This is a genomic window from Rhodococcus ruber NBRC 15591 (assembly GCF_001894945.1).
Taxonomy (GTDB): domain Bacteria; phylum Actinomycetota; class Actinomycetes; order Mycobacteriales; family Mycobacteriaceae; genus Rhodococcus; species Rhodococcus ruber.
The window spans coordinates 14824-37440 of record NZ_BCXE01000037.1 but is presented as its reverse complement, the minus strand read 5'-3'; the positions used below and the strand labels follow the sequence as shown (position 1 = coordinate 37440).

19 protein-coding genes are annotated in these 22617 nt (G+C 66.8%); 12 read left to right on the top strand and 7 right to left on the bottom strand.

Translation table 11 applies throughout. The features are described 5' to 3' along the window. Nucleotides 1-2: 2 nt before the first annotated feature. On the bottom strand, nucleotides 3-1178 hold the full coding sequence (locus tag RR3_RS22420) for an acyl-CoA dehydrogenase family protein (RefSeq protein ID WP_064065731.1): 1176 nt from the start codon (nucleotides 1176-1178) through the stop codon (nucleotides 3-5). Between the two features lie 65 nt (nucleotides 1179-1243). Between RR3_RS22420 and RR3_RS22415 the strand changes: the two genes are divergently transcribed. Further along, nucleotides 1244-1696 carry an FAS1-like dehydratase domain-containing protein gene (locus RR3_RS22415; protein ID WP_064065730.1) on the top strand — a complete coding sequence of 151 codons (453 nt, stop codon included), beginning with the start codon at nucleotides 1244-1246 and terminating at the stop codon, nucleotides 1694-1696. Further along, entirely contained in the window at nucleotides 1693-2109 is a 417-nt protein-coding gene (locus RR3_RS22410; RefSeq protein ID WP_064065729.1) for a MaoC family dehydratase, read from the top strand. The genes RR3_RS22415 and RR3_RS22410 overlap by 4 nt, the downstream gene beginning before the upstream one ends. A gap of 513 nt (nucleotides 2110-2622) precedes the next feature. Here RR3_RS22410 and RR3_RS22405 read toward each other — a convergent pair. Together RR3_RS22405 and RR3_RS22400 are read right to left on the bottom strand one after the other, a co-directional pair. Next, nucleotides 2623-4308 carry an AMP-binding protein gene (locus RR3_RS22405; RefSeq protein WP_064065728.1) on the bottom strand — a complete coding sequence of 562 codons (1686 nt, stop codon included), beginning with the start codon at nucleotides 4306-4308 and terminating at the stop codon, nucleotides 2623-2625. A gap of 269 nt (nucleotides 4309-4577) precedes the next feature. After that, the gene (locus tag RR3_RS22400) at nucleotides 4578-5357 is read right to left on the bottom strand and encodes an enoyl-CoA hydratase/isomerase family protein (protein ID WP_064065727.1); all 780 of its coding nucleotides are present in this window, start codon (nucleotides 5355-5357) and stop codon (nucleotides 4578-4580) included. A gap of 247 nt (nucleotides 5358-5604) precedes the next feature. On the opposite strand from RR3_RS22400, the gene RR3_RS22395 reads away from it, so the two are divergent. Together RR3_RS22395 and RR3_RS22390 are read left to right on the top strand one after the other, a co-directional pair. Next, nucleotides 5605-6735: a LuxR C-terminal-related transcriptional regulator gene (locus RR3_RS22395; RefSeq protein ID WP_064065726.1), complete on the top strand. Its 1131-nt coding sequence runs from the start codon at nucleotides 5605-5607 to the stop codon at nucleotides 6733-6735. A gap of 28 nt (nucleotides 6736-6763) precedes the next feature. Next, the gene (locus RR3_RS22390) at nucleotides 6764-7711 is read left to right on the top strand and encodes a helix-turn-helix transcriptional regulator (protein ID WP_174557597.1); all 948 of its coding nucleotides are present in this window, start codon (nucleotides 6764-6766) and stop codon (nucleotides 7709-7711) included. Nucleotides 7712-7783: 72 nt separating this feature from the next. Here the strand turns inward: RR3_RS22390 and RR3_RS22385 are convergent, their stop codons facing one another. Beyond that, entirely contained in the window at nucleotides 7784-8104 is a 321-nt protein-coding gene (locus tag RR3_RS22385) for a 2Fe-2S iron-sulfur cluster-binding protein (protein WP_064065725.1), read from the bottom strand. A gap of 349 nt (nucleotides 8105-8453) precedes the next feature. Between RR3_RS22385 and RR3_RS22380 the strand changes: the two genes are divergently transcribed. From RR3_RS22380 to RR3_RS22360, 5 genes are all read left to right on the top strand, one after another. Then, nucleotides 8454-9776 (top strand): cytochrome P450, encoded by a 1323-nt coding sequence (locus tag RR3_RS22380; RefSeq protein WP_064065724.1) that lies wholly within the window; start codon nucleotides 8454-8456, stop codon nucleotides 9774-9776. A gap of 4 nt (nucleotides 9777-9780) precedes the next feature. Then, a complete protein-coding gene (locus tag RR3_RS22375) occupies nucleotides 9781-11010 on the top strand; it encodes an NAD(P)/FAD-dependent oxidoreductase (protein WP_064065723.1) in 1230 nt (409 codons plus the stop codon). 59 nt (nucleotides 11011-11069) lie between these two features. Continuing rightward, nucleotides 11070-12176 carry an NAD(P)-dependent alcohol dehydrogenase gene (locus RR3_RS22370; protein WP_064065771.1) on the top strand — a complete coding sequence of 369 codons (1107 nt, stop codon included), beginning with the start codon at nucleotides 11070-11072 and terminating at the stop codon, nucleotides 12174-12176. Nucleotides 12177-12215: 39 nt separating this feature from the next. Beyond that, complete coding sequence (locus RR3_RS22365) at nucleotides 12216-13661, top strand: aldehyde dehydrogenase (RefSeq protein WP_010593397.1); 1446 nt, start codon at nucleotides 12216-12218, stop codon at nucleotides 13659-13661. 75 nt (nucleotides 13662-13736) lie between these two features. Next, nucleotides 13737-13988 carry a DUF3263 domain-containing protein gene (locus RR3_RS22360; protein WP_010593398.1) on the top strand — a complete coding sequence of 84 codons (252 nt, stop codon included), beginning with the start codon at nucleotides 13737-13739 and terminating at the stop codon, nucleotides 13986-13988. Nucleotides 13989-14028: 40 nt separating this feature from the next. On the opposite strand, the gene RR3_RS22355 is transcribed toward RR3_RS22360, so the two are convergent. From RR3_RS22355 to RR3_RS22345, 3 genes are all read right to left on the bottom strand, one after another. Beyond that, nucleotides 14029-17490 (bottom strand): serine/threonine-protein kinase, encoded by a 3462-nt coding sequence (locus RR3_RS22355; RefSeq protein WP_010593399.1) that lies wholly within the window; start codon nucleotides 17488-17490, stop codon nucleotides 14029-14031. Nucleotides 17491-17670: 180 nt separating this feature from the next. Then, entirely contained in the window at nucleotides 17671-17895 is a 225-nt protein-coding gene (locus RR3_RS22350; protein WP_064065722.1) for a hypothetical protein, read from the bottom strand. 117 nt (nucleotides 17896-18012) lie between these two features. Then, nucleotides 18013-19089: a LuxR C-terminal-related transcriptional regulator gene (locus RR3_RS22345; protein WP_010593401.1), complete on the bottom strand. Its 1077-nt coding sequence runs from the start codon at nucleotides 19087-19089 to the stop codon at nucleotides 18013-18015. 563 nt (nucleotides 19090-19652) lie between these two features. Between RR3_RS22345 and RR3_RS22340 the strand changes: the two genes are divergently transcribed. Genes RR3_RS22340 through RR3_RS22330 form a run of 3 tightly spaced genes read left to right on the top strand, consistent with a single transcriptional unit; the run spans nucleotide 19653 to nucleotide 22580 of the window. Beyond that, nucleotides 19653-20984, top strand: a complete 1332-nt coding sequence (locus tag RR3_RS22340; RefSeq protein WP_064065721.1) for a cytochrome P450 — start codon at nucleotides 19653-19655, stop codon at nucleotides 20982-20984. After that, nucleotides 20981-22219, top strand: a complete 1239-nt coding sequence (locus RR3_RS22335; protein WP_010593403.1) for an NAD(P)/FAD-dependent oxidoreductase — start codon at nucleotides 20981-20983, stop codon at nucleotides 22217-22219. The genes RR3_RS22340 and RR3_RS22335 overlap by 4 nt, the downstream gene beginning before the upstream one ends. Before the next feature lie 40 nt (nucleotides 22220-22259). Continuing rightward, complete coding sequence (locus RR3_RS22330; RefSeq protein ID WP_010593404.1) at nucleotides 22260-22580, top strand: 2Fe-2S iron-sulfur cluster-binding protein; 321 nt, start codon at nucleotides 22260-22262, stop codon at nucleotides 22578-22580. Nucleotides 22581-22617: the final 37 nt, after the last annotated feature.

Genomic DNA, 22617 nt, shown 5'->3' with positions numbered 1-22617 from the left:
GGTCAGCTCCTCGGCATCTCGAGCATGCGCTCGGCGACGATGTTGCGCTGGATGAAGGTGGAACCACCGGCGATGGCGGTGCCGCGCGCCTGATACGCCAGCCGGAGCCAGCGCGACGTTCGCTGCTCCTCGTCGTCGAGCGCGAACTGGCCGCCGGCGGGCTCGAGGGACAGCCGGAAATCCACCAGTTCTTCGACGAGCGGGCAGAAGAACAGCTTGCCGATCGATGTCACCGGACCGGGTGGGCCGTCGTTCGCCGCCAGGGTGATCACGCGCTGGCCGATGAGATAGTGCACGAGCGCGCGGCCGTAGAGGTCCGCGACCTTCTGCCGGATCACCGGATCCGCACCGAGCGGGCGGCCCGACTCGTCGGTCATCTCCGCGATGTCGCCGATGATGTCGTCGACGGCCCGTTTGGTGTTGACCCGGCCGGTGGCGATCGCCACTCGCTCGTAGGCGAGCGTGCCCATGGCCACCTTCCACCCGCCGTCGACGTCGCCGACGACGAGATCGTCGGGGATGAACACGTCGTCGAGAAAGACCTCGTTGAACTCGGCCTCACCGAGCATATGGGCGAGCGGCCGAACCGTGATTCCCTCGCTGTCCATGGGGACGAGGAAGAAGGTGATGCCCTTGTGACGTGGTCCCCCGCCCGTGCGCGCGAGCAGGATGGCATGAGCCGCGATGTGAGCTCGGCTGGTCCAGATCTTCTGCCCGTTGATCTTCCATCCGCCGTCGACCTTCGTGGCCTTGGTGCGCAGTGATGCGAGGTCGGACCCGGCCTCCGGTTCGGAGAACAACTGGCACCAGATCTCGTCTCCGGTGAGGATCGGGCGCAGAAACCGTTCCTTCTGGGCCGGTGTGCCGAAGTCGATGATGGTGGGACCGGCGAAGTCCTCGCCGATCGTGTTGAGGCGCTCCGGCGCGCCCACGCGATCCATCTCCTCGGTGAAGATGGCCTTGCGGATGGGGTCGGCTGCCTGCCCGCCGTACTCCTTCGGCCACGACATTCCTCCGTAGCCGGCGTCGAAGAGCAACCGCTGCCATTGGCGCCAGAACGGGACCTTGTCGACCAGATCCACCGGTTCCGGCCAGGGCAGGGTTGCGACTGCCTTCTCGGCCCATTCTCGGACTTCTGCGCGGAACCGGGCTTCGTCCGGGGAATCAGCGAGCTCCATAGAACCCCTCCTCACGTATTTAGGCCAAATGATACTATAGGTCAGTCCAAAAGAGGAGGACCGTGATGACAGAACCACTCCACTGCGGCGAGGTGGACCGAGTCGAGTACGACGTCGAGCGCGGCAAGATTCGTGAGTTCGCCCGTGCGACGTTCACTACCGATCCCGCCCACACGGACCGGGCCGCCGCGCACGCCGCCGGATTCGCCGATGTCCCCGCGACCCTGACCCACACGGTCGTCGCCGGACATCAGCGCGACCAGCGCAGGTTTGTCGAGACGCTCGGCCTGGCGCTCGAACGAGTGGTGGTCGGCTCGGTGAAGTGGACATACCTTCGACCCCTGATTGCAGGCGACCACGTCGTCGGCACGCGGCGCATCGTCGACGACGCACAGCGCGAGGGCAAGCGCGGCGGATCGATGCGCGTCGTAACGCTGGAGACCGAATACGTCGACGCCGACGGTGATCCGGTGGTGCGACTGGAGGAAGTGCTGATCGAACGAGGAGAACAACGATGAGAGCACCTATGAAGGCCCGCATCGGTGCGGTCGTCGACACGCGTGTCGTCGGCCCGATCACCCAGACGGACATCGTGCGATTCGCCGGCGCCGGAGGTGACTTCAATCCTCTGCACCATGATCCGGAGTTCGTTGCGACGTCCGGTTTTCCGGGCGTCATCGCGATGGGTCAGATGCAGGCCGGGATCCTGGCCGGCTGGCTCTCCGACACCTTCGGCGTCGAGCACGTCCGTTCCTTCGGCGTCCGCTTCGTCGCCCCGGTCTTCCTGGGCGACACCCTGACCGTGAGCGGGACGATCACGGCGATCACCGAGACCGATGGGGAGGCGCGGGCCGATCTCGATCTGACCGTCTCCGGAACGAAGGGGCCGGTTGTCACCGGTTCGGCGACGGTCGTCGTCGCCGAAGTCTGACAGCCCACGGATTCCGGAGGGGTGATCCGGCGCCGAGGCCCGGTATCCGGCGATCACTCGGTGCGCGCCGTGCCGGTCCTGGCCGGCTCACGGCCGTCGGTGGCCCAGAGCCGCCTCGCGCAGGACGTCGTGTATCCGCCACCGCACCCCGACCCGCACGCAGCAGGCGAAGATCGCGTACACCGGCGTCACCGGCGGGGAAGTCCACCGGCGGTTGCCGCCACGCGATTTCGCCCCGCACGACGTGGAGGACCGTATCGAGCGCCATACGGCGACAGGGCTTCTCGGGCCGTTCGACCTCGCCGTCGGTGTTGCCCGACGGGCTGCATGGGCGGCTCTCGCAACGCCACTGGGTGTCGGTCGGCGACGACGGGTACATCGCACCCCCGTGTCCGGGCACCGTGTCAGGGTCGGGGCAGGACGGGCATGGCGCGATGAGCGCAGGTGAACTCCTGGTCGGTCGTGGCGTAAGCCACTCAACGAGCTACCAGGAGTTCACCTGCCTCCCAACCTTCATGGGCGTTGGGCACCGGCATCCAACTCTGCCGCGATGCGCTTGCGGAGGAGGTGTTTCTGAATCTTCCCGGTGGCGGTCATGGGCAACTCGGCGACCACCTCGACGCGTTCAGGGGTCTTCTGAATCGCAACTCCCCGATCGAGCAGATAGTTGCGGAGATGGTCCAGGGTGGGAGCATTCTGCTCCTCCTTGGGCACCACGTAGCAGCACAACTTCTCCCCGAGCCGCTCGTCGGGCATTCCCACCACGGCGAGAGCGAGGATATCGGGGTGCTCGGCCAACTTGTCCTCGACCTCACGCACACTGATGTTCATGCCGCCGCGGATCACGATGTCTTTGGTTCTGCCGGTAACCCGGACGAACCCATCGGCATCCATGACTCCGAGATCTCCGGACCTCGAGAATCCTTCGGGGGTAAAGAGTTCCGCTGTGTCCTCGGGCCGGTTCAGATACTCGATCATATGCGAGGGCCCGCGATAGGCGATGTCGCCCTCACTCCCCCGTGCCACCTCGAGGCCGTCGTCCCCCACAACCTTGACCTCTGCCCCCGGCAGCGCGGCGCCGTCGGACGTGACCGCCCGGCTCGGGTCGTCCTCGACGGTGCAGGTCGTCGTGGTGAGATTCTCACTCCTCCCGTACAGCGACAGGATGGCGGTGGTGGGCAGGTCGGACTTCGCCTTCTCCACCACGGCCGCCGGGATCGGGGAGCCGGCGCACACCCAGACCCGGAGGGAGGAGAGATCGGCGTCCGGATCCTCTTCGGCCGCAGCCAACAACGTCTGCAGGAACGTGGTGGCCGTGACCGCGGCCGTACATCCGAACTTCTTGATCTCGGCCAGCCCGCGCTCCGGGTCCCACTCCGCCATGATGTGGGTCGCCGCGCCGCTGAGCAGAGGGATGAGCACACTGGTGACGAGTCCTGTGGTGTGCGTGATCGGGGACGGCCCGAATTGGACATCCGCCTCGGTGTGCCCGAAGGCCGTCCTCAGTGCACGTGCGCCCGAAGCGTAGGTGTTGAAGGTGTGGAGGCAGCCCTTGGGACGCGACGTGGTTCCGGACGTGTACACGATGACGAACGGATCGTCGGGGTGGGCACGGAAGTCGAGTTCCGTGTCGATGACGTCCAGGTCCGCGTCCGCGACCAGGCTCTCGAGAGCCTCGATGTCCCGCTCGGCAAGTGTCTGACGGCTCCCGTCCGAAGCGCGCACCGCGATGATCGTCTCCAACGTCTGCGACGACCGCCGGATACCGTCGAACATCGACACATAGTCGAAGCCCTTGAACCGTGCCGGCGCTATTGCCATCCGGATCGAGGCATCGGCGACAACGTGTGACACCTCATCCGCCCGGTAGATCGGCATGATCGGCACCGTCACCACGCCGAGCCGAGCGAGCGCCGCTGCGACGACGACGAACTCCCCCCAGTTGGGCAGTTGAACGGCGACACGGTCGCCGGCCCGGAGCCCTGTTCGGTGGAGGCCGAGCGCCAGCCGCTGCGACTTGTCGTAGAGCTGCGAGAAGGTCAGCTCCTGCGCGCCGTCGGTGACGAAGATCTTGTCGGGACTGCTCTCGGCGCGTGCCCGCAGAAGCTCGGTGAAGTTCTCGTCGGCCCATTGGCCACTGGCATAGAACTCCTCTACCTGCTGGAGGGTGTATCGGCCGAGATTTCGTTCGCGCGTCATGGGAGGATTCCGTCCTTCTTGCTCTGCCACACGTTTACGTAAAGATTAGAATGGTTAGACCGAAGTGGCAACCACCTTCGACGACATTCGCGAGCGCTCATCGCACCCGTCGGTCGATCGGCAAGCACAGGGGCCCAGAGATGTTCGCCATCGGCGGCACACTGTTCAATCGATGGCGCATGCCGTCCGCATCCTCGAGGCCGTCGCCGGGCCGGCAAGAAGCGCGGTTCCTGTCGACGGCGGGGCCCCAGGAGACGGCCCTGGAACCTTCATCGCATTTTCCACACAGGCGAACGCTTCTCACGGAAAGCCGTGACACCTTCGAGAAGATCCTCGGTGGTGAATGCAAGGGCCAGTTGAGACTGCAGCGTCGCAAGTGCGTCCGGCAGCGACATGTCACGAGTGTTGTTGATCGCATCCTTGCCCAGGCGCATCAGCAGCGGTGACTTTCTCGCCAGTCGGCGCGCCCACGCACACACCTCTGCATCGAAGTCGCCGTCCGGGAACACGCGATTCACCAGTCCCAGTTCGCGAGCTTCCGCGGCGGTGAGCTTCTCTCCATACATCATCAGCTCATTGGCCTTGAGCCGGCCGACGTTCCGGTAGATGAGCGCGGAGATCATGAACGGGAAGACGCCGACATTGATCTCCGGGCACCCGAAGTGAGCCGACTCCTTGGCCAGCACGAAGTCGCAGGCGAGCGCGAGCCCGAACGCGCCCGCAAGCACGTCGCCACCGGCGGCGCAGATCACCGGCTTCCCGAGACCGCCGATGAGTCGGTACAACCGCGGGAAGCGGTCCAGGCCCGCATACTTGACGATCGTCGGGGTGTCGCTCGCGAACGCCTTCAGGTCCCCGCCCGCCGAGAAGACCTTCTCGTGCGACGACGCCAGCACGACTACCCGCACATCGTCGTCCGCCCGCGCGCGCTCGAGCGCGGCCAGGAGTTCGTCCAACAGGTCGTCGGACAAAGCGTTGCGGGTTTCCGGGCGATCGAGAGTGAGGACGGCGACGTGCTCGTCGACGTCGTATCGCACGGGGTGAGCCATACTGCCCATCCTTCCATTTTGGTCTTACCATTCGACCCTAGCGTTGCGACAGGATGGAGACAAGAGCCGATCGCAGTGATTTCCGCCAAGGGGGTGACGGGATTGGACTGACCATATACATTGAAGGTGGGCCACAGACGGCGACCGGACGTCCTGGCGATGCAACTCTCTATACTGTGTTGTGTCACAGGGAGGCGCGACGGCGTCGCCGCCGTCCGTGTGGCCGCCGTGGCGCGAGGAGTAGTGAGTGGTCATTTCGACGAGTTCGTTCGAGCTTGCCGAGCAGGCAATTGCAGAACTGCAGGAACTACTCGGAAGCGAGCCGAACCTGGTTCGCCTGGCCGGTGGCGCGCCCGACCCCGCGGTGATCCGCGCATTCGCAGCCCGCACGCTCCGGGAGGGCGCCAACTCCCCCGAGCAGGCGGTGCGGCTCGCCGAACTCGTCATGCGACTCGACGCCGCCGAGCGTGACGACATTGCGCGTCGCCTGCGCGTGCACACCGAGCAGTTCGAGGCGCTCCAACACGCGATGCGCACCATCGACGCCGGAGCCGACCAGATCGCACGGACCGTGACGCAGGAACTGTGCACGAACCTCGGATACGCCAAGGCCATGTTCTCCGTCGTCCGCGGTTCCATCTGGTCACCCATCGCGCTCGCCGTCCATCCGGAACTGACAGGGGATTTCCACCCACTTCTCGAGGCCATCGACGGTCGGGAGATCTCGCTGCGGGAAGCCCCGCGGGAAGCCGAACTGGTCCGACGTCGCCGGCCGTACGCAGTGGAGGCGGCCGACACGTACCGGCACACGTACCGCCCCCTCATAGACCTGTCGCGCCCGGCGGGATACATCGCCGTTCCCGTCGTCGTCGGCTCCCGCGCAGTGGCGATGATCCACGTCGACCGGCAGAGCGACGGACTGTCCGACACCGACGTCCACATCGTCGGCGCGCTCGCCGCGGTGTGCGCCTCGTCGAAGGAACGCGCCGACCTGCGGCAGCAGATCCATGCGCGCAACGAGAACGTCGAGGCCGAGATCCAACGCCTCACCCGGGCAATGCGGCACCTCGAACAGGCGCCCGTCACGATGCCGGAACTTGGTACCCGTGAACTGTCCCGCTCCGACGTAGCGGCCCTGGACAGTGGGTCGCGGGACCCGGGCGTTCCGCGCGCGCAGTCGCTGACCGCTCGCGAGCGCGAAGTGCTCACCCTCATGGCGACCGGGGCGACCAACGCGGCAATCTCCCGGCGGCTCTGCATTTCCGACGGCACCGTCAAGAGCCATGTCCAGCGGATCTTCAAAAAGCTCGGGGTATCGACGCGCGCCGAGGTGGCAGCGCTGTACGCCAACGCCAAGACGGTGACCGGTGGCGCCTGACGTACCCGAAGCGCATGCGCATCCGGATATGAACATCGGGGACGCCGAGCTCGATCGCGCCATCTCGGACATCCTCACCGACATGCGCACCGCGACCCCCGAACGAGCCACCGAGCTCGGCCGGCGCCTCGTCGATCTCCTCGATCGCAGAAAGGCCTTCGCGGAGAAGCGGTCCGCCGAGATCGGTGCACTTGCGTCAGGCATCGATCGTGCCGTCCACGCCCTGGACGATGCCGCCTCGAGTGCGGAACTCATGCGACGCGCGTGCGAGCGTGTCGCCGAACTCTGCTCTGCGCGGAAGGTCCTCCTGTCTCGGCTCGAGGGAGATCGAATCGTTCCCGTGATCTCCTTCAGCACCGACCCCGGCACGTCGCCGTCGCTGCCCCCCGGGTTCGACCTCGTGCCGGGTTCGCCCGAAGCGCACGCGCTCGCGACGAACACGGTCACGGTGGACGAAGTGGTTGCCGAGTCGTTTCGAGATATCCTGGGCGACAATGGTTTCTCTACCGTTCCGGTCGTCGTCGACGGGAATGCAACTGCGCTCGTGCACGTCGACACAGTGCTGGACGGTCCACGACGCCACGCCCTGAGCGTGTTCGCGGAAATGCTCGGCGGCTGCTTCGAGCGGGTCGGCCTCGAATCGCGACGCGAACGCCAGGACCTTCTCCTCCGCGAGAGCGCCCGGCGGTGGGGCAGCGACACCGACTTCGACGCGCTGCCCCCACGCGACACGCCCGACAGCGCGCCGTCCCACACAGAACACGACGACGTGGACCGGCGCCTGCTCGATCCGCTCACCGAGCGCGAAGCGGACGTCGTTCGGCTGATCCTCACCGGCGCGTCGAACGCCGCGATCGCCGCCGAGCTGGTCATCACCGTCGACACGGTCAAGTCGCATGTGAAACGCATCCTCCGAAAACTGGGCGCTACCAACCGCGCCGAACTGATCGCGAAGTATCAGTCCACCCCCCGGTGACTCGGCGGCTCCGACACCGTGACTCGTCCAGGCGTGGTGGGCCCGGCGATGCAGGCCCACTACGCCGCGTCGTCAGGCGTCCGAAGGCGGCACGGTCACCGTGATGGTGTCCACGTCGGGGGTCAGCACGAGCTGGCAGGCGAGGCGAGAGCACGGCTGGACGCCGTCGAGAAACTCGAGAAGATCCTGCTCCTCTGCCGTCGGCTGCCCGAACACCGCGGCGGAGTCCTCGTCCACGTACACGTGGCAGGTGGCGCACGAGCAGCTGCCGCCGCATTCGGCGACGATGCCGGGAAGGTTGTTGCGTACCGATCCGTCCATAACGCTCTGGCCGGCCGGGACGTCGACGGACGACGTCGAGCCGTCCGGAAGCTGGTACACGACAGTGGGCATGGCGATCTCCTTCAAGTTTGACCGGTGAACATCTGCGCGGCCGCCTCGCGGGGCCGAGTGCCGTACCCGGAAGGGGCGGCCGCGTTCTCCATGCCCAAATTGTGTCGCCGGTCACTCGGCGTACACATCACCACATCGACCGATTACCCCCCTCCCCGAGGGTGAAAGTTGCGGCGGGGCCGGCACGAGGCAGCGGGGTGACCGGGCACACATCCCCCGTTAGGTGGACAACTTTCGTTCGCTGGTGTGATGCCCCTCACTCTCGAGACTGACAGGCTGAAATCACTCCAGTCGGCGTAAGCGCCTGGACGTACGGCGCTACATCTCACTGCACCACGAAGGGGAATCGATGAGCACTACAGAGCAGGTCACGGAGCTGATCCCGGACGCCGTCGCCCGTCAGATCGTGCTGCCCGAAGGGCACCGGGACAACGACGCGTTGTTCGACGCCTACCGTTGGCTGCGCGAGAACAACCCGCTCGGCCGCGCCGTGGTCGAGGGGTACGACCCGCTGTGGCTGGTGAGCAAGCACGCCGACATCATGGAAATCGAGCGCCAGCCCGACATCTTCACGAGCGCGGGCGGCGAGGAGAAGGGGTCCGTCAACCCGATCCTGGCGAACCAGGCCGGCGACGAGTTCACCAAGAGCATCAACAACGGCAGTCTCCGCATCCTGGAGACCCTCACCTACCTCGATCCGCCGGAGCACACCGAGATCAAGGACATCGCGATCGACTGGTTCCGGCCGACCAACCTCGCAAAGTGGGAAGCCACCATCCGTGACCTTGCCAAGGCGTCCGTCGCCCGACTCCTCGATACGGACGGCCGGATCGACTTCGTCAAGGACTTCGCCCTGAACTACCCGCTGCACGTCATCATGAGCCTGTTCGGTGTGCCCGAAGAGGACGAGCCCCGCATGATGGCCCTGACGCAAGAGTTCTTCGGGACGGCCGACCCCGACGCCGTCCGTGAGGACGTCGAACCGCTCACCCCGGACGCCGCCGCCAAGCAGTGGGTGGCCACGATCCAGGACTTCTACGCCTACTTCGAACGGCTGCTCCAGGATCGCCGCGCCAACCCCAAAGACGACCTCGCGACGATCATCTCCCTGGCCCGCGACAAGGACGGTGAGTACTACCCGAACGAGATGGCCTACGGCTGGTTCATCGCCATCGCGACCGCGGGCCACGACACCACCTCGAGCACCCTCGCGGGCGGCATGCTCGAACTCGGCCGCAACCCGGACCAGCTCGCCCGAGTGAAGGCCGATCTGGCACTCGCTCCGCACCTCGTGAACGAGTCGCTGCGCTGGGCCTCGCCGGTGAAGCACTTCATGCGTCAGGCGACGCAGAACTACACGCTGCGCGGCCGCGACATCAAGAAGGGCGACCGCTTCATGCTGCTGTACCAGTCGGGCAACCGCGACGCGGAGGTCATCCCCGACCCCGACCGCTTCGACATCACCCGCCGGCCCAACAAGCACATCGCCTTCGGCTACGGCCCGCACATGTGCATCGGCCAGCACCTGGCGAAGCTGGAACTGCGCATCATGTTCGAGGAACTGCTCCCCCACATCGAGTCCCTCGAGCTGGTGGACGACACCAAGATGATCCAGACCAACTTCGTCGGTGGACTCAAGAACATGCCCGTCAAGATCGAGTTCACCGGATAACACGATGCTCACGCCACACCCGTCACCCACCGTGGTGATCGTCGGAGCCGGGCATGCCGGCGGCACACTCGCCGGCATGCTGCGGCAACAGAAGTTCGACGGCCGCATCGTCCTGTGCGGGGAGGAAGCGCATCCGCCGTATCACCGCCCGCCGCTGTCGAAGAAGTACGCCGACGACGAGTTCGTGCAATGGCTCAAGCCGGAATCCTTTTACGCCGACAACGCCATCGAGACCCGGCTGGACGATCCGGTCGTACACATCGACCGGGACACCCGAACCGCGACGACGGCATCCGGTGCGGCCCTCGAGTACACGACGCTCGTGCTCGCAACCGGCGCCGCACCGCGGACCCTGACGCTCCCCGGAAGCGACCTCGACGGTGTCCTGAGCCTGCGCACCCTCGCCGACGCCGCCCAACTGCGCGAGGCGGTCCACACCGGATCCTCACTGGCCATCGTCGGCGGTGGGTACGTCGGACTCGAGGTCGCAGCGTCGGCCCGCGCCCGCGGGTGCGAAGTCACAGTCGTCGAGCGTGAGGATCGGGTGCTGGCGCGGGTCGCCAGTCCGGAGCTTTCGGCCGTCCTCACCCGGTTCCACCGCGACCGCGGCACGCGCATCATCACGGCAGCCGAGGTCCGGGAGATCACCGGGACAGCCGGTCGAGTCGGTGGAGTCACCCTCGCCGACGGCACCCACATTGCCTGTGACCTGGTGCTGGTGGGCGTCGGAGCGATCCCCAACGACGCACTGGCTCGGGACGCGGGCATCGAATGCCTCGCCGGGATCGTGGTGGACGGTTCCGCGCGCACCGGCGATCCGCATGTTCTCGCCATCGGGGACGTGACCTACCGCCTGCACGACACCCTGGGCAAGATGGTTCGACTGGAGAGCATTCCCAGCGCGGTAGAGCAGGCGAAGCAAGCGGCAGCTGTCATCACGGGCGCACCACTGCCACCCCACGAGGTGCCGTGGTTCTGGTCGGATCAGTTCGACTTGAGAATGAAGATGGCCGGAATGGTCGATCCCGACACCCGGGCAGTCCTGCGCGGAGATCCGTCCGAGTCTTCCTTCGCCCTGTTCCACCTTGACAGCGACGGCGTGCCCATCGCCGTCGAGACCGTCAACGCCGCAGCCGAATTCATGGCCGGCAAACGCTTCATCGGTAACCGCACCAAGCTCGATCCCACCGCACTCGCCGATCCTGCGACCTCGTTGCGGGACGCCGTTCTGTAGAGCATTTCGATTTCCGCCGGCCTTACCGGGCCGGCCCTCAAGACATGGAGTACGTGACGATGGAAGCACTCGCAGCAGTCGCGAGAGAGCCGCACGCCGAGTTCACCCTCGAGCCGATCCTCATCGAGGGACCGAGGGCCGGTGAGGTTCTCGTCGAGATCGAGGCCGTCGGCATCTGCCACACCGACCTCGCCGCCCGCGACGGTGCCCTCCCGACCGCGCTGCCCGCCGTCCTCGGCCACGAAGGATGCGGCATCGTAAGGGAAGTCGGCCCCGGCGTCACCAAGGTCGCACCCGGCGACCGCGTGGGCATCACCTTCCACAGCTGTGGGACCTGCCCGTCGTGCACGACGGGGGCACCCTCCTACTGCCACCAGTTCATGCACCTCGCCTACGACGGGGTGCGCGAGGACGGCACCGGACCGCTGTCCACCACCGACGGGGAGCGCCTCACCGGCCTGTTCTTCGGACAGTCCTCGTTCGCCACCTACAGCCTCGCCTTCGAACGCAACGTCGTGAAGGTTCCCGACGACGTCCCGGCCGAACTGCTCGCTCCCCTCGGCTGCGGCATCCAGACCGGCGCGGGCGCGGTGATGCGCTCCCTGAACTGCCGGCCCGGCTCCGCGGTACTGGTCGCCGGCGCCGGCTCGGTCGGCCTGGCCGCCGTCATGGGCGCCGTCGTGCGGGGCTGCACCACCATCATCGCCGTCGAACCCCATCGGTCCCGGCGCGACCTCGCCCTCGAACTCGGCGCCACCCACGTCGTCGATCCGGCCGCGGGCCCCCTCGTCGAGCAGGTCCGTGCCATCGTCCCGGCCGGTGTCGACTACGCGATCGACACCTCCGGCGTCCCGGCCGTGATCGAGTCGCTCGTCGGCGCCATGACCTTCCACGGCAAGATCGGCCTCATCGGCGTGCCCGCCGACCCGGCGGCCTCCGTACCGCTGAACATCATCAACTCCCTCGCCATGGGACTGACGATCACCGGGATCATCGAAGGCGACAGTGTCCCCGACGAGTTCATCCCCGAACTGGTCGAGCTCTACAAGGCGGGCAGGTTCCCGCTCGACAAGCTCGTCACCACCTTCCCCTTCGCGAAAATCAACGACGCGATCGCGGCCCAGCACCGGGGCGAGGTGCTCAAACCCGTGCTCGTGCAGGACTGACCACCCCACCCCGACACACTTCCCGAGAAGGACACCCCGATGACGATCGACTACACCGAGCTCTACATCCGCGGCGGATGGGTACGACCGTCCGGCGATGCCACGATCCCGGTCATCTCCCCGAGCACCGAACAGCGGATCGGCTCGGTCCCGGACGGTACCGAGTCCGACCTCGACGATGCGATCGACGCCGCCCGCGCAGCATTCACCGGCCCGGACGGCTGGGCGTCCTGGAGCGCCGCCCGGCGCGCCGAAGTCCTGGGCCGGTTCGCCGACGAACTCGAAGCCCGCGCCGAGGACACCGCAACCCGGGTGAGCAGCCAGAACGGCATGCCCATCGGCCTGGCCCGGCAGTTCGAGGGCGGCTTCCCGCCCCTCCTGCTGCGCTACTACGCCGAGATGGCGGCCCAGCAGGAGGACGAGATCCGTCCCGGCATGCTGGGGGGAGCGACCCTCGTCACCCGCGCCCCCATCGGCGTGGTGGGCGCGATCGTGCCGTGGAACGTCCCCCAGGCCATCACGTTCCTCAAACTCGCTCCGGCACTCGCCGCCGGCTGCACCGTGGTCCTCAAGCCGTCTCCGGAGACGGTGCTCGACGCCTTCCTGATGGCCGAAGCAGCGATCGCGGCGGGACTGCCCGCCGGTGTGCTCAACATCGTCCCGGGCGGCCGCGAACTCGGCGCCTACCTGGTGGCGCACCCGGGCATCGACAAGGTCTCGTTCACCGGCTCCACCGCCGCCGGCCGGGCCATCGGCCGCACCTGCGGTGAACTGCTGCGCCCGGTCACCCTCGAACTCGGCGGCAAGTCCGCCGCCGTGATCCTCGACGACGCCGACCTCGCCGCGAACGTCGAATCCTTCTACGCGGCGACTCTGCTCAACAACGGGCAGATCTGCTGGCTCGGCACCCGCGTCCTGGCGCCGCGCTCACGCTACGACGAGATCGTCGACACCATCACCGATCTCGCGAAGGGCATCGCGGTCGGCGACCCGCTCTCCGACACGACCCAGATGGGACCGCTGGTCTCGGCCCGCCAACGCGACCGCGTCGAAGGCTACATCGAGAAGGGCAAGTCGGACGGCGGACGCATCACCACCGGCGGCAAGCGTCCCGCCGGCGCGGAGCACGGCTGGTTCGTCGAGCCCACCATCTTCGCCGACGTCCAGACCGGGCACACCATCGCCCAGGAGGAGATCTTCGGCCCGGTGCTGTCGGTCATCCCCTACACCGACGAGGCCGAGGCCGTGGCCATCGCCAACCACTCGGACTACGGCCTCGGCGGTTCGGTCTGGACCGCAGACCCCGACCGCGGTACCCGGTTCGCCCGCAACATCGCCAGCGGCACCGTCGGCATCAACGGCTACGCCAACGATCCCACCGCCCCCTTCGGCGGCATCAAGAACAGCGGACTCGGACGGGAACTCGGACCCGAAGGACTGGCAAGCTACCAACAACTCAAGAGCATCTACCTCGACATGCGATGACCCCGGCGTGGGCGCGGTCGCATGCACGTGCATGCGACCGCGCCCGCGGCGGTAGGTGTCAGGAAAGGAGACACAATGACGAAAGATGAAGTCGCGCTGCTCGACTTCGCGGTGCAGTGGGCACCTTACGGCGGCGGCGACGAGCATATCCTTCCCGAGTTCGGACTCGTCCCCACCGACTTCTACCACCGATTGCGATGTCTCCTCGACGCGCAACCGAAGATCGACGCCGGGACCCGCCGCCGTCTGAAGAACCTCTGCACACGCAAACTCGGCTATCCACCAGTCGTCCAGCAGAAGCCGATGTCGCGCAGCCGACGACGGTGACATGCACGGCGGATCCGATACGCGACCCGGGACAGCCACATCAGCCCGGTGGGTGGTACGGGCTCTCCAGCAATCGGTCCAGGTAGAGAGCCGTGGCGGGACTGAGAGCGTGGGCGCTTCCCTCCTGCGCGAGGCGGTGTAGAAGGGCGCGGAGGGCCGATCCTGCATCCAGCAACGGCTGGACGATCCTCACCCCGGCGCATTGCTCGAGCAACGGAAGAACCACGCGCTCCGCCTCACGGCTCGACCCGGCAGTGGCGAGGCACTCGGTCAGCAAGACGCCCGCATAGAGGGATGCTCTCGGCCGCTGGGTGGCGTCGATCGACTCTGCAAGCACGCGAGCCCTGTCACAGGCTTGTGTCCGGGCGCCGGGCGAGCCGGCAACAAGGAGCCGGATGACCGATTCTTCTGCGATCTCGGTGGTGACCCGACTGATACCGTCCTGCGGTTCCTGCGAGAGCTGCCGAGGAAAGCTGTCCGGGCTGAAATACCCGGATCCGATTCCCAGGCGAATGCGCTCGTTCACCAGGTGCGCCGACAGGCGCGGAAGGTGCAGGGTGCGTGCCAGCTGTTCGCCTTCGTTCAATCGCTCGGCAGCGGCGTCGTACCTGCCGAGCCGGTGCTTCAGGCGCGCACCGACGACGTAGGTGGACAGCATGAAATCGACCGTGCCGCCTTCTGCCCCGAGACTGTAGCTCTGGTCGAGGAATCGCTCGGCCTCGGCCAGGTTCCCCTGTTCGTACAGCAGGTCTCCGAGAAGGGCCCCGGTGAGCCGGGAGCCGTAGGACAGTTCCTCTCCTCGCTCGGTTGCCAGCTGCATGGCGTGGCGGAAACTGGCCTCGGCACCGTCGAGGTCGAGTTGTTCTCTTGCGGCCAGCCCGTCGAGGCAGTACCCGTAGATGACGCTGAAGGGCCCGGAAGACCGCCGATGGTATGGACGTACCCATTGCTGCCAACGCCGGGCGTCGGCAAAGTCGAACCGATGGATCGAGCGAAACGACGCGACGTCAGCGGTGCCGCACACGACCCAGGGGCGTAGCCGGTCGGAACGGGCACTGCAGGCCTCGACCGCCGCATCCATACCGTCGAGCCGGTCGTCGAAGGCGTTGACCGTGGCCTGGATGAGCGCTGCTTCGGCTCGGATGTCAGCTTCGTCGGCACTTGCCGACGGCAGAGTTGCCGCGATGTTGCCGAGCGCCTCGGCAGCGGCAGCGCGATGATGCAGGACGGCGTGCGCCCAGGCCAGCGCGGTCTGCAGGCGCAGCCGACGCGCGCTGGATGTGCCGGGGAGCTTTGCGGCCAGCCCGAGCAGGGTACTCATCTGGGAGCGCTCGAGCAGCGGTATCGCCTCGTGTTCGACGGCATCGATCGCGTCGTCGTCGCTGCCGGCGGCGAGGAAGTGATCCACAGCCGGGCTGAGTAGATGCTGTCCGAGAAACCACCGGGCGGCAGTGAGATGCAAACCGATCAGGCGTTCCGGATCGTCACGCTCGAGTCGGCGGCGTAGGAATTCGGCGAACAGGTGGTGGTAGCGGAACCACTGCCCGTCCTCGTCGAGACGCGTCAGGAACAGGTTCCGCGCCTCGATGTCTTCGAGCACCGTCTGGGTATGCCCCCGACCGGTCAAGGCGGTGGCCAGGGCAGCGCACGTGCGCTCGGTGATCGACGTGGCAAGCAGGAAGTCGAGCAGATCCGGCTCGAGGGTGTCGAGGACGTTCTCGGCGAGGTATTCGCCGATAGCCCGGTGCCGGCCGGACAGGTGCCGGATCGCCGCACGCGGATCGCGGTGTTCGCGCAGGGCCAACGAGGCCAATTGCAGCGCCGCCACCCACCCGTCGGTCGATTCCTCCAGATCGACGACCTCCTCGTCCTCGAGTTGCAGATCCGTGGCGCCGGTGAGTAGTTCCCGGGACTCGTCGAGGTCGAATCGCAATGCGGCCGAGTCGATTTCGATCAACTCGTTGCGCACCCGCAGGCCGCTCAGCGGCAGACCCTGCCGGGTCCGGCTGGTGACGACCAGCTGCAGGTGGTGGCAGCCGTGTTCGAGCAGGAACCGGGCGATGGCTCGGCTCGCAGGGTTGGTCACCCGGTGCCAGTCGTCCAGGACCACCGCGATGTGCTGTCCACCCGTGTGCGCCCGGTTGATCAGCGTCGTCAGCACGAACCGCTCGGCACCCTCCCCGTGTCCCTCCAGCGCCCGGGTCAGCTCTCTGCCCAACCCGGGCAGGGTCACCGTGACCGCATCGACGAGATGCGCGAGAAACCACGCCGGGGTGTTGTCGTCCTCGTCGATCGACAACCAGGCGGTCGTCCCCCCGGTGCGCTCGAGCATCTGCACGTACTGGGCGGCCACGGTGGTCTTGCCGTATCCGGCCGGACCATGAATCAAGATCAACCGGGGTCGGGTTCCGGTCCCGAGCCTGCCGAGCAGCCGGGCGCGCGGCACCATCGCGTGCGCCGTGACCGGGGGGCGGTACTTGGTGGTCACGGCGGGCGGAGGGACGGGCCCGGACGCCCCGGCCGACGGATCGAGGCGCAGGTACGCCGCGGTGCCCGCAGGTTCACGCTTTTCCCGCTGCGGTGAGCTTTCCTCGTCCCACGCCAGCGGCAGCGGCAGGTCGGCAACGAGGTATCCCAGATCCGTCCCGGCCCGGCGCAACGCCTCCCCCAGCGCCGCCGCCGTCCCGAAGCGGTGGGCAGGGGCGCGGGCCATCGCCTGCTCGATCACCACCCGGACGCCCTCCGGGACATCGTTCTCGCGCAGGTCGGGGATCGGTTCGGTGCTGATCCGCAGCAGCTGCGCCACCAGTTCCTCACCCCGGTGGCGCGCGAAGGCCGGTCGACCGGCCAGGGCGGTGAACAAGGTCGCGCCGAGCCCGTAGACGTCCGAGGCAACCGATGGAGGATGTCCGTGCAACACCTCCGGCGCGGTGTAGGCGGGAGAACCCACTATGAGCCCCCGGGTGGTGTCCTGCCGGTCCGACAGTCGGGCGATCCCGAAATCGGCGAGTTGCGGTTCGCCGTACTCGGAAATCAGGATGTTCGCCGGTTTGACGTCCCGGTGCAGCACTCCGGCCCGATGCGCCGTCTCGAGGGCTCCGGCCAGCTTGATGCCTATGTCGACAACTTCGGCGGTCGTGCGGGGCCCGCGTCGGGTGATCCACGCTTCGAGCGAGTCGCGGCGGTGGAACGGCATCACGATGTAGGGACGCCCGGTATGGGTGACGCCGGCCTCGAGCACGTGCACGATGTTCGGATGCCCCGACAGCCGGCCCATCGCCTGCTGCTCACGCAGGAAGCGGGTGCGGTCGGACTCACCGGGGCTCGAGCTCAAGACCTTGATCGCCACTACCCGGTCCAGGGCAGGTTGACGGCAACGGTAGATGATGCCGAACCCGCCGCGGCCCAGCACCCGAGGCTCGTCGAATCCGACAGCAGCCAGCTCGTTCGCTATCTCTGCCTCGAACTGATTCGAGGGATGCTCGACGGCTTCGTCGGACACGGTTCGTCCTCACCGACTGTTACGCCACTGACTGTCTCCGGTCGGATCATGGTTACTCATGGCTCTACCTGGGGTTGGTTCCTCATTCTAGCCTTACCGGCACAGACTGAGGCGGGAGTCGAGGCCGGCGAGAGTAACGGAAGTCGGAGCAGACCCGTCCCGCACTCATGGCGCCACATCTCACGTGCCTTCCGGCATGTGCGCCCGATTCGCGATGGTGGCGGCCGCCCCGGTTGCCCCCGCCCGGACCGAGGAGGCGTGGAGCTCGGGCCCGAATCGGTCGACGGCACCTGCGATGCTGAGCGCGGCGATCGCGCGGTTGTCTAATTCCAGCACGGGAGAAGCGATTTCGGCGTGCCACAGAACCATCGGTGAAAACATGCCGCCCGGCTCGAGTCCGGTCACAGCGGGCCCCGGAGCATCGGAAGACCGGACTCGGCGATCCCCGATTCCTGGAGCCGGAGCCGGGACCGCAGGGCACCCCGCCCCCGCTCGCGTCGGATTCCTCGACGCCGGAGGGAGTTACCCCGCCCGAAGGTAGCGGGAGACCGCCTCGGCTCGGTTGGCGGCACCGAGTTTGCGCAGAATGTGCCTCACGTGGGCCTTGACGGTGGCCTCCGAGATGAACAGCCGGTTCGCGATGCGGGCATTCGAGTCGCCCTCGGCCATGTGCGCAAGGACCTCGAGCTCCCGCCGGGTCAGCAGGTCCACATTCCCCGCAGGGTGGCCGGACTGCATCGGGTGGCGATATCCCGGAAGCGCAACGACCGAATCGTTCGCCGGCTCTTCGTTGGAACCGATCATTTCGTCCAGCATGTCCGGCGAGGCATCCATGACGGCGGTGACCTGCCGCCGGATCGTCCGGAGGCGTTCCTGGTAGTAGAGACGTTCCAGGGCATAGCCGAGACATTCCGAGAACGTGCGGACAAGCGTCCGATCGAACTCGCCGACCTCCCGCCCGTCGCTCGGGCTGTCGGCGTGGACGAAGCCGAACACTCCGGAGCCGACCATGATGGGAGCGGCGACGTAGGAGGATGTGCTTGTGACCTGCTTGAAGCCCGGATCCACGCGGTCGTCGGCCTGCGCCCGGGGGACCAGCACCGGAGAACGGCGCCGCACGATCTCGCTTTCGATGAGCCGGTGGCCCAGGGTTCTGCTGCGACTGCCGACCTCAAGGATCTCGGCAGCGAGCGCCGAATCGTTCCGCACGTAGCACGACTTCGCCACCCAGCGGTTGCCCTCGACGCGGGACAGCATGCACCGCTGATACCCCAGCTCGCCGACATGGGTCGGGGCGAACCGGACGAGGTCGGCTACCGACCCGACGGTCCGCAGCGCATCGAGCGCCCGCCCGACTCCGGCGATCGCCTCCGATCGCTGCGCCAACTCGGCTTGGCGCAACATCACCCGCGCGTGACCGACCTGCTGAGACAATCCGAGCAGACGTGCGATCTCCGCGCCTGGCGCTGTTTCACCGAGCCTGCGCGTGAGGGCCTCCTCGACGACCTCGAGGGCGATATCGGCCTCGTCGAGGTCGGCCGCAGTGCGCGGATCCGCCGGGGCGCCCCGTCCCAGGAGCTCGTGGGCAAGTGCCAGCACGCCCCGGGCCCGCTCCAACTCCTCGCCGACACTCCCGACAGGGCGTAGCGCAGGCGAAGAAGCGCGGCCGGCCGCGGTCGACCCGAAAGGCATCGTCGGTACCACGTATTCGGTGCTCCTTCCCGGCCATATTGCCAGAGCAGATAAGAGAAACGTTAGCAAATCATGCATGCATGTCTCAATACTCCGGGTTTTCTGAAGGAATCCGATCGGCGTAGTTCGTTCGAGCCCGGACTGGTGGCGTTTCTCGCTCGCCCGCGCCGACCGCGCCCAGGAGCCCGTCCGCCGAGCCACTCGACCGCGGGGTGAGACATGGATGCATGTTTTCGAATCTTCCTCCTGTCCGTCGAACGATAGGCGTGGCGACGCGCTCGTCCCCCTTGGGCGCAGGTGGTCGTCGAGGCCGAGTCAGCCGTTGGGATGAGAAACGTGCGCCCAGGGAGTGATGCGCATCACCCCGCCCGGGATCGAAGATTATCGGGACTCGAGTGATCGGCGTCACGCAACGGACGGCCGGACCGCGACGTCTCCGCGACATTGCTGCCACCCATCGGAGGAAAACTGTGACCACCATCGAGGCCATCACGGGTCCCACCCGACCCGTACCGGACGAAATTGCCCGCCAGATCGTTCTTCCCGAGGGTCACCGAGACGAAACCACTCTGTTCGCAGCCTACAAATGGCTCCGGGAAAACAATCCGCTCGCCAAGGTGCACGTGGAAGGCTACGACCCGCTGTGGCTGGTAAGCAAGCACGCCGACATCATGGAGATCGAACGCCAACCGCAACTCTTCTCCAACGGGGGCGGGTCCGAACCCGGCTCGCACAATCCGATCCTGACCAACCAGGCCGGCGATGCCTTCACCAAAAGCCTCACCGGTGGGAGCCTCCGCATCTTCGATGCCCTGCCCTACCTGGATCCGCCCGAGCACACCGCGGTCAAGGATGTCGCGGCGGACTGGTTCCGTCCGGCCAACCTCAAGCGTTGGGAGGACCGGATCCGAACGCTGGCCGTGGATGAGATTGCGCGGCGGCTGCGACCGGGAGTGAACGAGATCGATCTCGTCAAGGATTTCGCCATGTTCTACCCGTTACACGTCATCATGACCCTCTTCGGAGTTCCGGAGGAAGACGAGCCACGGATGCTGGCGTTGACGCAGGAGTTCTTCGGAACAGCCGACCCGGACGAAGCCAGAGACGACGTCGAACCGCTCAGCCCGGAAGCTGCGGCCAAGCAGTGGGCCAACGCCCTTTCGGACTTCTTCGCCTATTTCGATGTACTGGTAGAAGATTGCCGCGCCAATCCCCGAAATGACCTCGCCTCCCTCATCGCCAACGCACGGCAGGCCGATGGGGAGTACTGGCCCAAGAAGTTTGCCTACAGCTGGTTCGTGACGATCTCCACCGCCGGGCACGACACCACCGCTTCCACCCTGGCCGGCACCCTCGAAGCACTTGCTCATCATCCCGAGCAACTCGCCGCGTTGCAGCGAGACCCGTCGCTGATCGGTGACCTGGTCAACGAGGGTCTGCGCTGGATTTCACCGGCGAAGCACTTCATGCGCCAGGCCACCGAGGATTACGAACTTCGGGGTCGGCACATCAAAGCCGGTGACAGGCTGATGATGCTGTACCAGTCCGGCAACCGTGACGCCGAGGTCTTCGACGCGCCTGACGAGTTTCGATTCGACCGGAAGCCCAATCGACACATAGCCTTTGGATACGGACCGCACATGTGCACCGGGCAGCATCTGGCCAAGCAGGAATTGCGGATCATGTTCGAGGAGTTGCTCCCGCGCATCCACACGATCGAGGTCACCGGTGAGCGAAAAGTCGTGCAGACCAACTTTGTCGGTGGATTGAAGAACCTTCCCGTCCGATTGGAACTCACATGACCACCACGCTGTCGGCGGCCGACCGGAATGTGGTGGTCGTGGGCGCAGGGCATGCCGCGGCCTCACTCGTGGGCCTGCTCCGACAGGAGGGACACACCGGCAGGATCACGATGCTCGGTGAGGAACTCGACTACCCGTACCACAGGCCGCCGTTGTCGAAGAAGTTCGCCGAGGGAGAGCTCGAGCAGTGGCTGCGACCCCCGGAGTTCTACCGGGAGCAGGACGTCGAGGTGCGCCTCGGCGAACAGGTCACCGAGATCGACCGTAAAGCCGGCAGGATTGTCACGGCCTCTGGCGAGCGGATCGGTTACGACGTGCTGGTCCTGGCCACCGGGTCCCGTCCCCGTCCCTTGCCGGTGGCGGGCGCCGGCCTGGCCGGCGTCGGTGCGCTACGCAATCTCGGCGACGCCCGCGCCCTGCGCAAGTGGGTCGGGGAAGGGCGCAAGCTGGCCATCATCGGTGGCGGCTACATCGGACTGGAGGTCGCTGCGGTGGCCCGCGCCGCGGGCGCGGAGGCCGTGGTTCTCGAACGCGAGGACCGAGTGCTGGCCCGCGTCGCGAGCCCCCAGCTGTCGGCGATTCTCACCGCGCGACATACCGAGCAGGGCACGGTAGTGCGGACCCGTGTCGGAGTCACCGGACTGGAGGGCGCCGCCGGGCAGGTGCAGAGCGTTGTGCTCGAAGGCGGCGAGACAATCGACTGCACCGCGGCGCTGGTCGGAATCGGTGCCCTGCCGTGCGACGAGTTGGCCGCAGCCTGCGACCTCGAGCGCGGCCCGGCCGGCGGCATCGTCGTCGACGAGTTCGCTCGCACAAGCGATCCCGCGATACTCGCCATCGGAGACGTGACCTGCCGGCGTGTGCCCGGACTCGACGGCATCGGGCGACTCGAGAGCATCCCGAGCGCGACGGAGCAGGCCCGGCAGGCGGTAGCCGCGATCCTGGGCACACCGTCGCCGCAGCCCGAGACGCCATGGTTCTGGTCCGACCAGTTCGATCTGAAGCTGAAGATCGCCGGCGTCGTGCGGCCGGGAGCGGACGTCGTCCGCCGCGGTGACCCGGAGACGGGCCGATTCGCACTGTTTCACCTACGCGACGGCGTGCCGGTGGCGGTGGAGTCTGCCAACGCTTCACCGGATTTCATGGCAGGCAAGAAGTGGATCGGCGCCGGCACCAGCGTCGATCCGGTTCGGCTGGCCGACCCCGGTATCGCCCTGCGCGACGCCGTCCGCTGAAACGACACCCGCCAACCCCACGTACGACCCGAGGAATATCATGCCGAAGATCACCTATCTCGTCCCCGACGGAACCACCCACATCGTCGATGTTCCTGCAGGACAAAGCATTATGGACGGCTCCGTGCGCAACAACCTGCCCGGCATCGTCGCCGAATGCGGCGGCAGCTGCTCCTGTGCGACCTGCCACGTACACGTCGACTCCGAGTTCGCCGATCTGTTCGGCGAGGCGACCGACGAGGAGCGCGACCTACTCGAATACGCCGACGACGTCGACGAACGCTCCCGACTGTCATGCCAGCTCATCGTGAACGCCGCATGCGAAGGCGTCCGAGTGATCGTGCCCGACTCCAACGGCTGACCCGGCGCTGCCTACCCTGCCCACCCTGCTCGCCTGC

Bases quoted from the DNA above. Each gene is read 5' to 3' on its own strand.
- RR3_RS22330 (WP_010593404.1), top strand. From the start codon at position 22,260: ATGCCGAAGATCACCTATCTCGTCCCCGACGGAACCACCCACATCGTC.
- RR3_RS22370 (WP_064065771.1), top strand. From the start codon at position 11,070: ATGGAAGCACTCGCAGCAGTCGCGAGAGAGCCGCACGCCGAGTTCACC.
- RR3_RS22415 (WP_064065730.1), top strand. From the start codon at position 1,244: ATGACAGAACCACTCCACTGCGGCGAGGTGGACCGAGTCGAGTACGAC.
- RR3_RS22420 (WP_064065731.1), bottom strand. From the start codon at position 1,178: ATGGAGCTCGCTGATTCCCCGGACGAAGCCCGGTTCCGCGCAGAAGTC.
- RR3_RS22405 (WP_064065728.1), bottom strand. From the start codon at position 4,308: ATGACGCGCGAACGAAATCTCGGCCGATACACCCTCCAGCAGGTAGAG.
- RR3_RS22360 (WP_010593398.1), top strand. From the start codon at position 13,737: ATGACGAAAGATGAAGTCGCGCTGCTCGACTTCGCGGTGCAGTGGGCA.
- RR3_RS22380 (WP_064065724.1), top strand. From the start codon at position 8,454: ATGAGCACTACAGAGCAGGTCACGGAGCTGATCCCGGACGCCGTCGCC.
- RR3_RS22335 (WP_010593403.1), top strand. From the start codon at position 20,981: ATGACCACCACGCTGTCGGCGGCCGACCGGAATGTGGTGGTCGTGGGC.
- RR3_RS22375 (WP_064065723.1), top strand. From the start codon at position 9,781: ATGCTCACGCCACACCCGTCACCCACCGTGGTGATCGTCGGAGCCGGG.
- RR3_RS22400 (WP_064065727.1), bottom strand. From the start codon at position 5,357: ATGGCTCACCCCGTGCGATACGACGTCGACGAGCACGTCGCCGTCCTC.
- RR3_RS22410 (WP_064065729.1), top strand. From the start codon at position 1,693: ATGAGAGCACCTATGAAGGCCCGCATCGGTGCGGTCGTCGACACGCGT.
- RR3_RS22390 (WP_174557597.1), top strand. From the start codon at position 6,764: ATGAACATCGGGGACGCCGAGCTCGATCGCGCCATCTCGGACATCCTC.
- RR3_RS22385 (WP_064065725.1), bottom strand. From the start codon at position 8,104: ATGCCCACTGTCGTGTACCAGCTTCCGGACGGCTCGACGTCGTCCGTC.
- RR3_RS22365 (WP_010593397.1), top strand. From the start codon at position 12,216: ATGACGATCGACTACACCGAGCTCTACATCCGCGGCGGATGGGTACGA.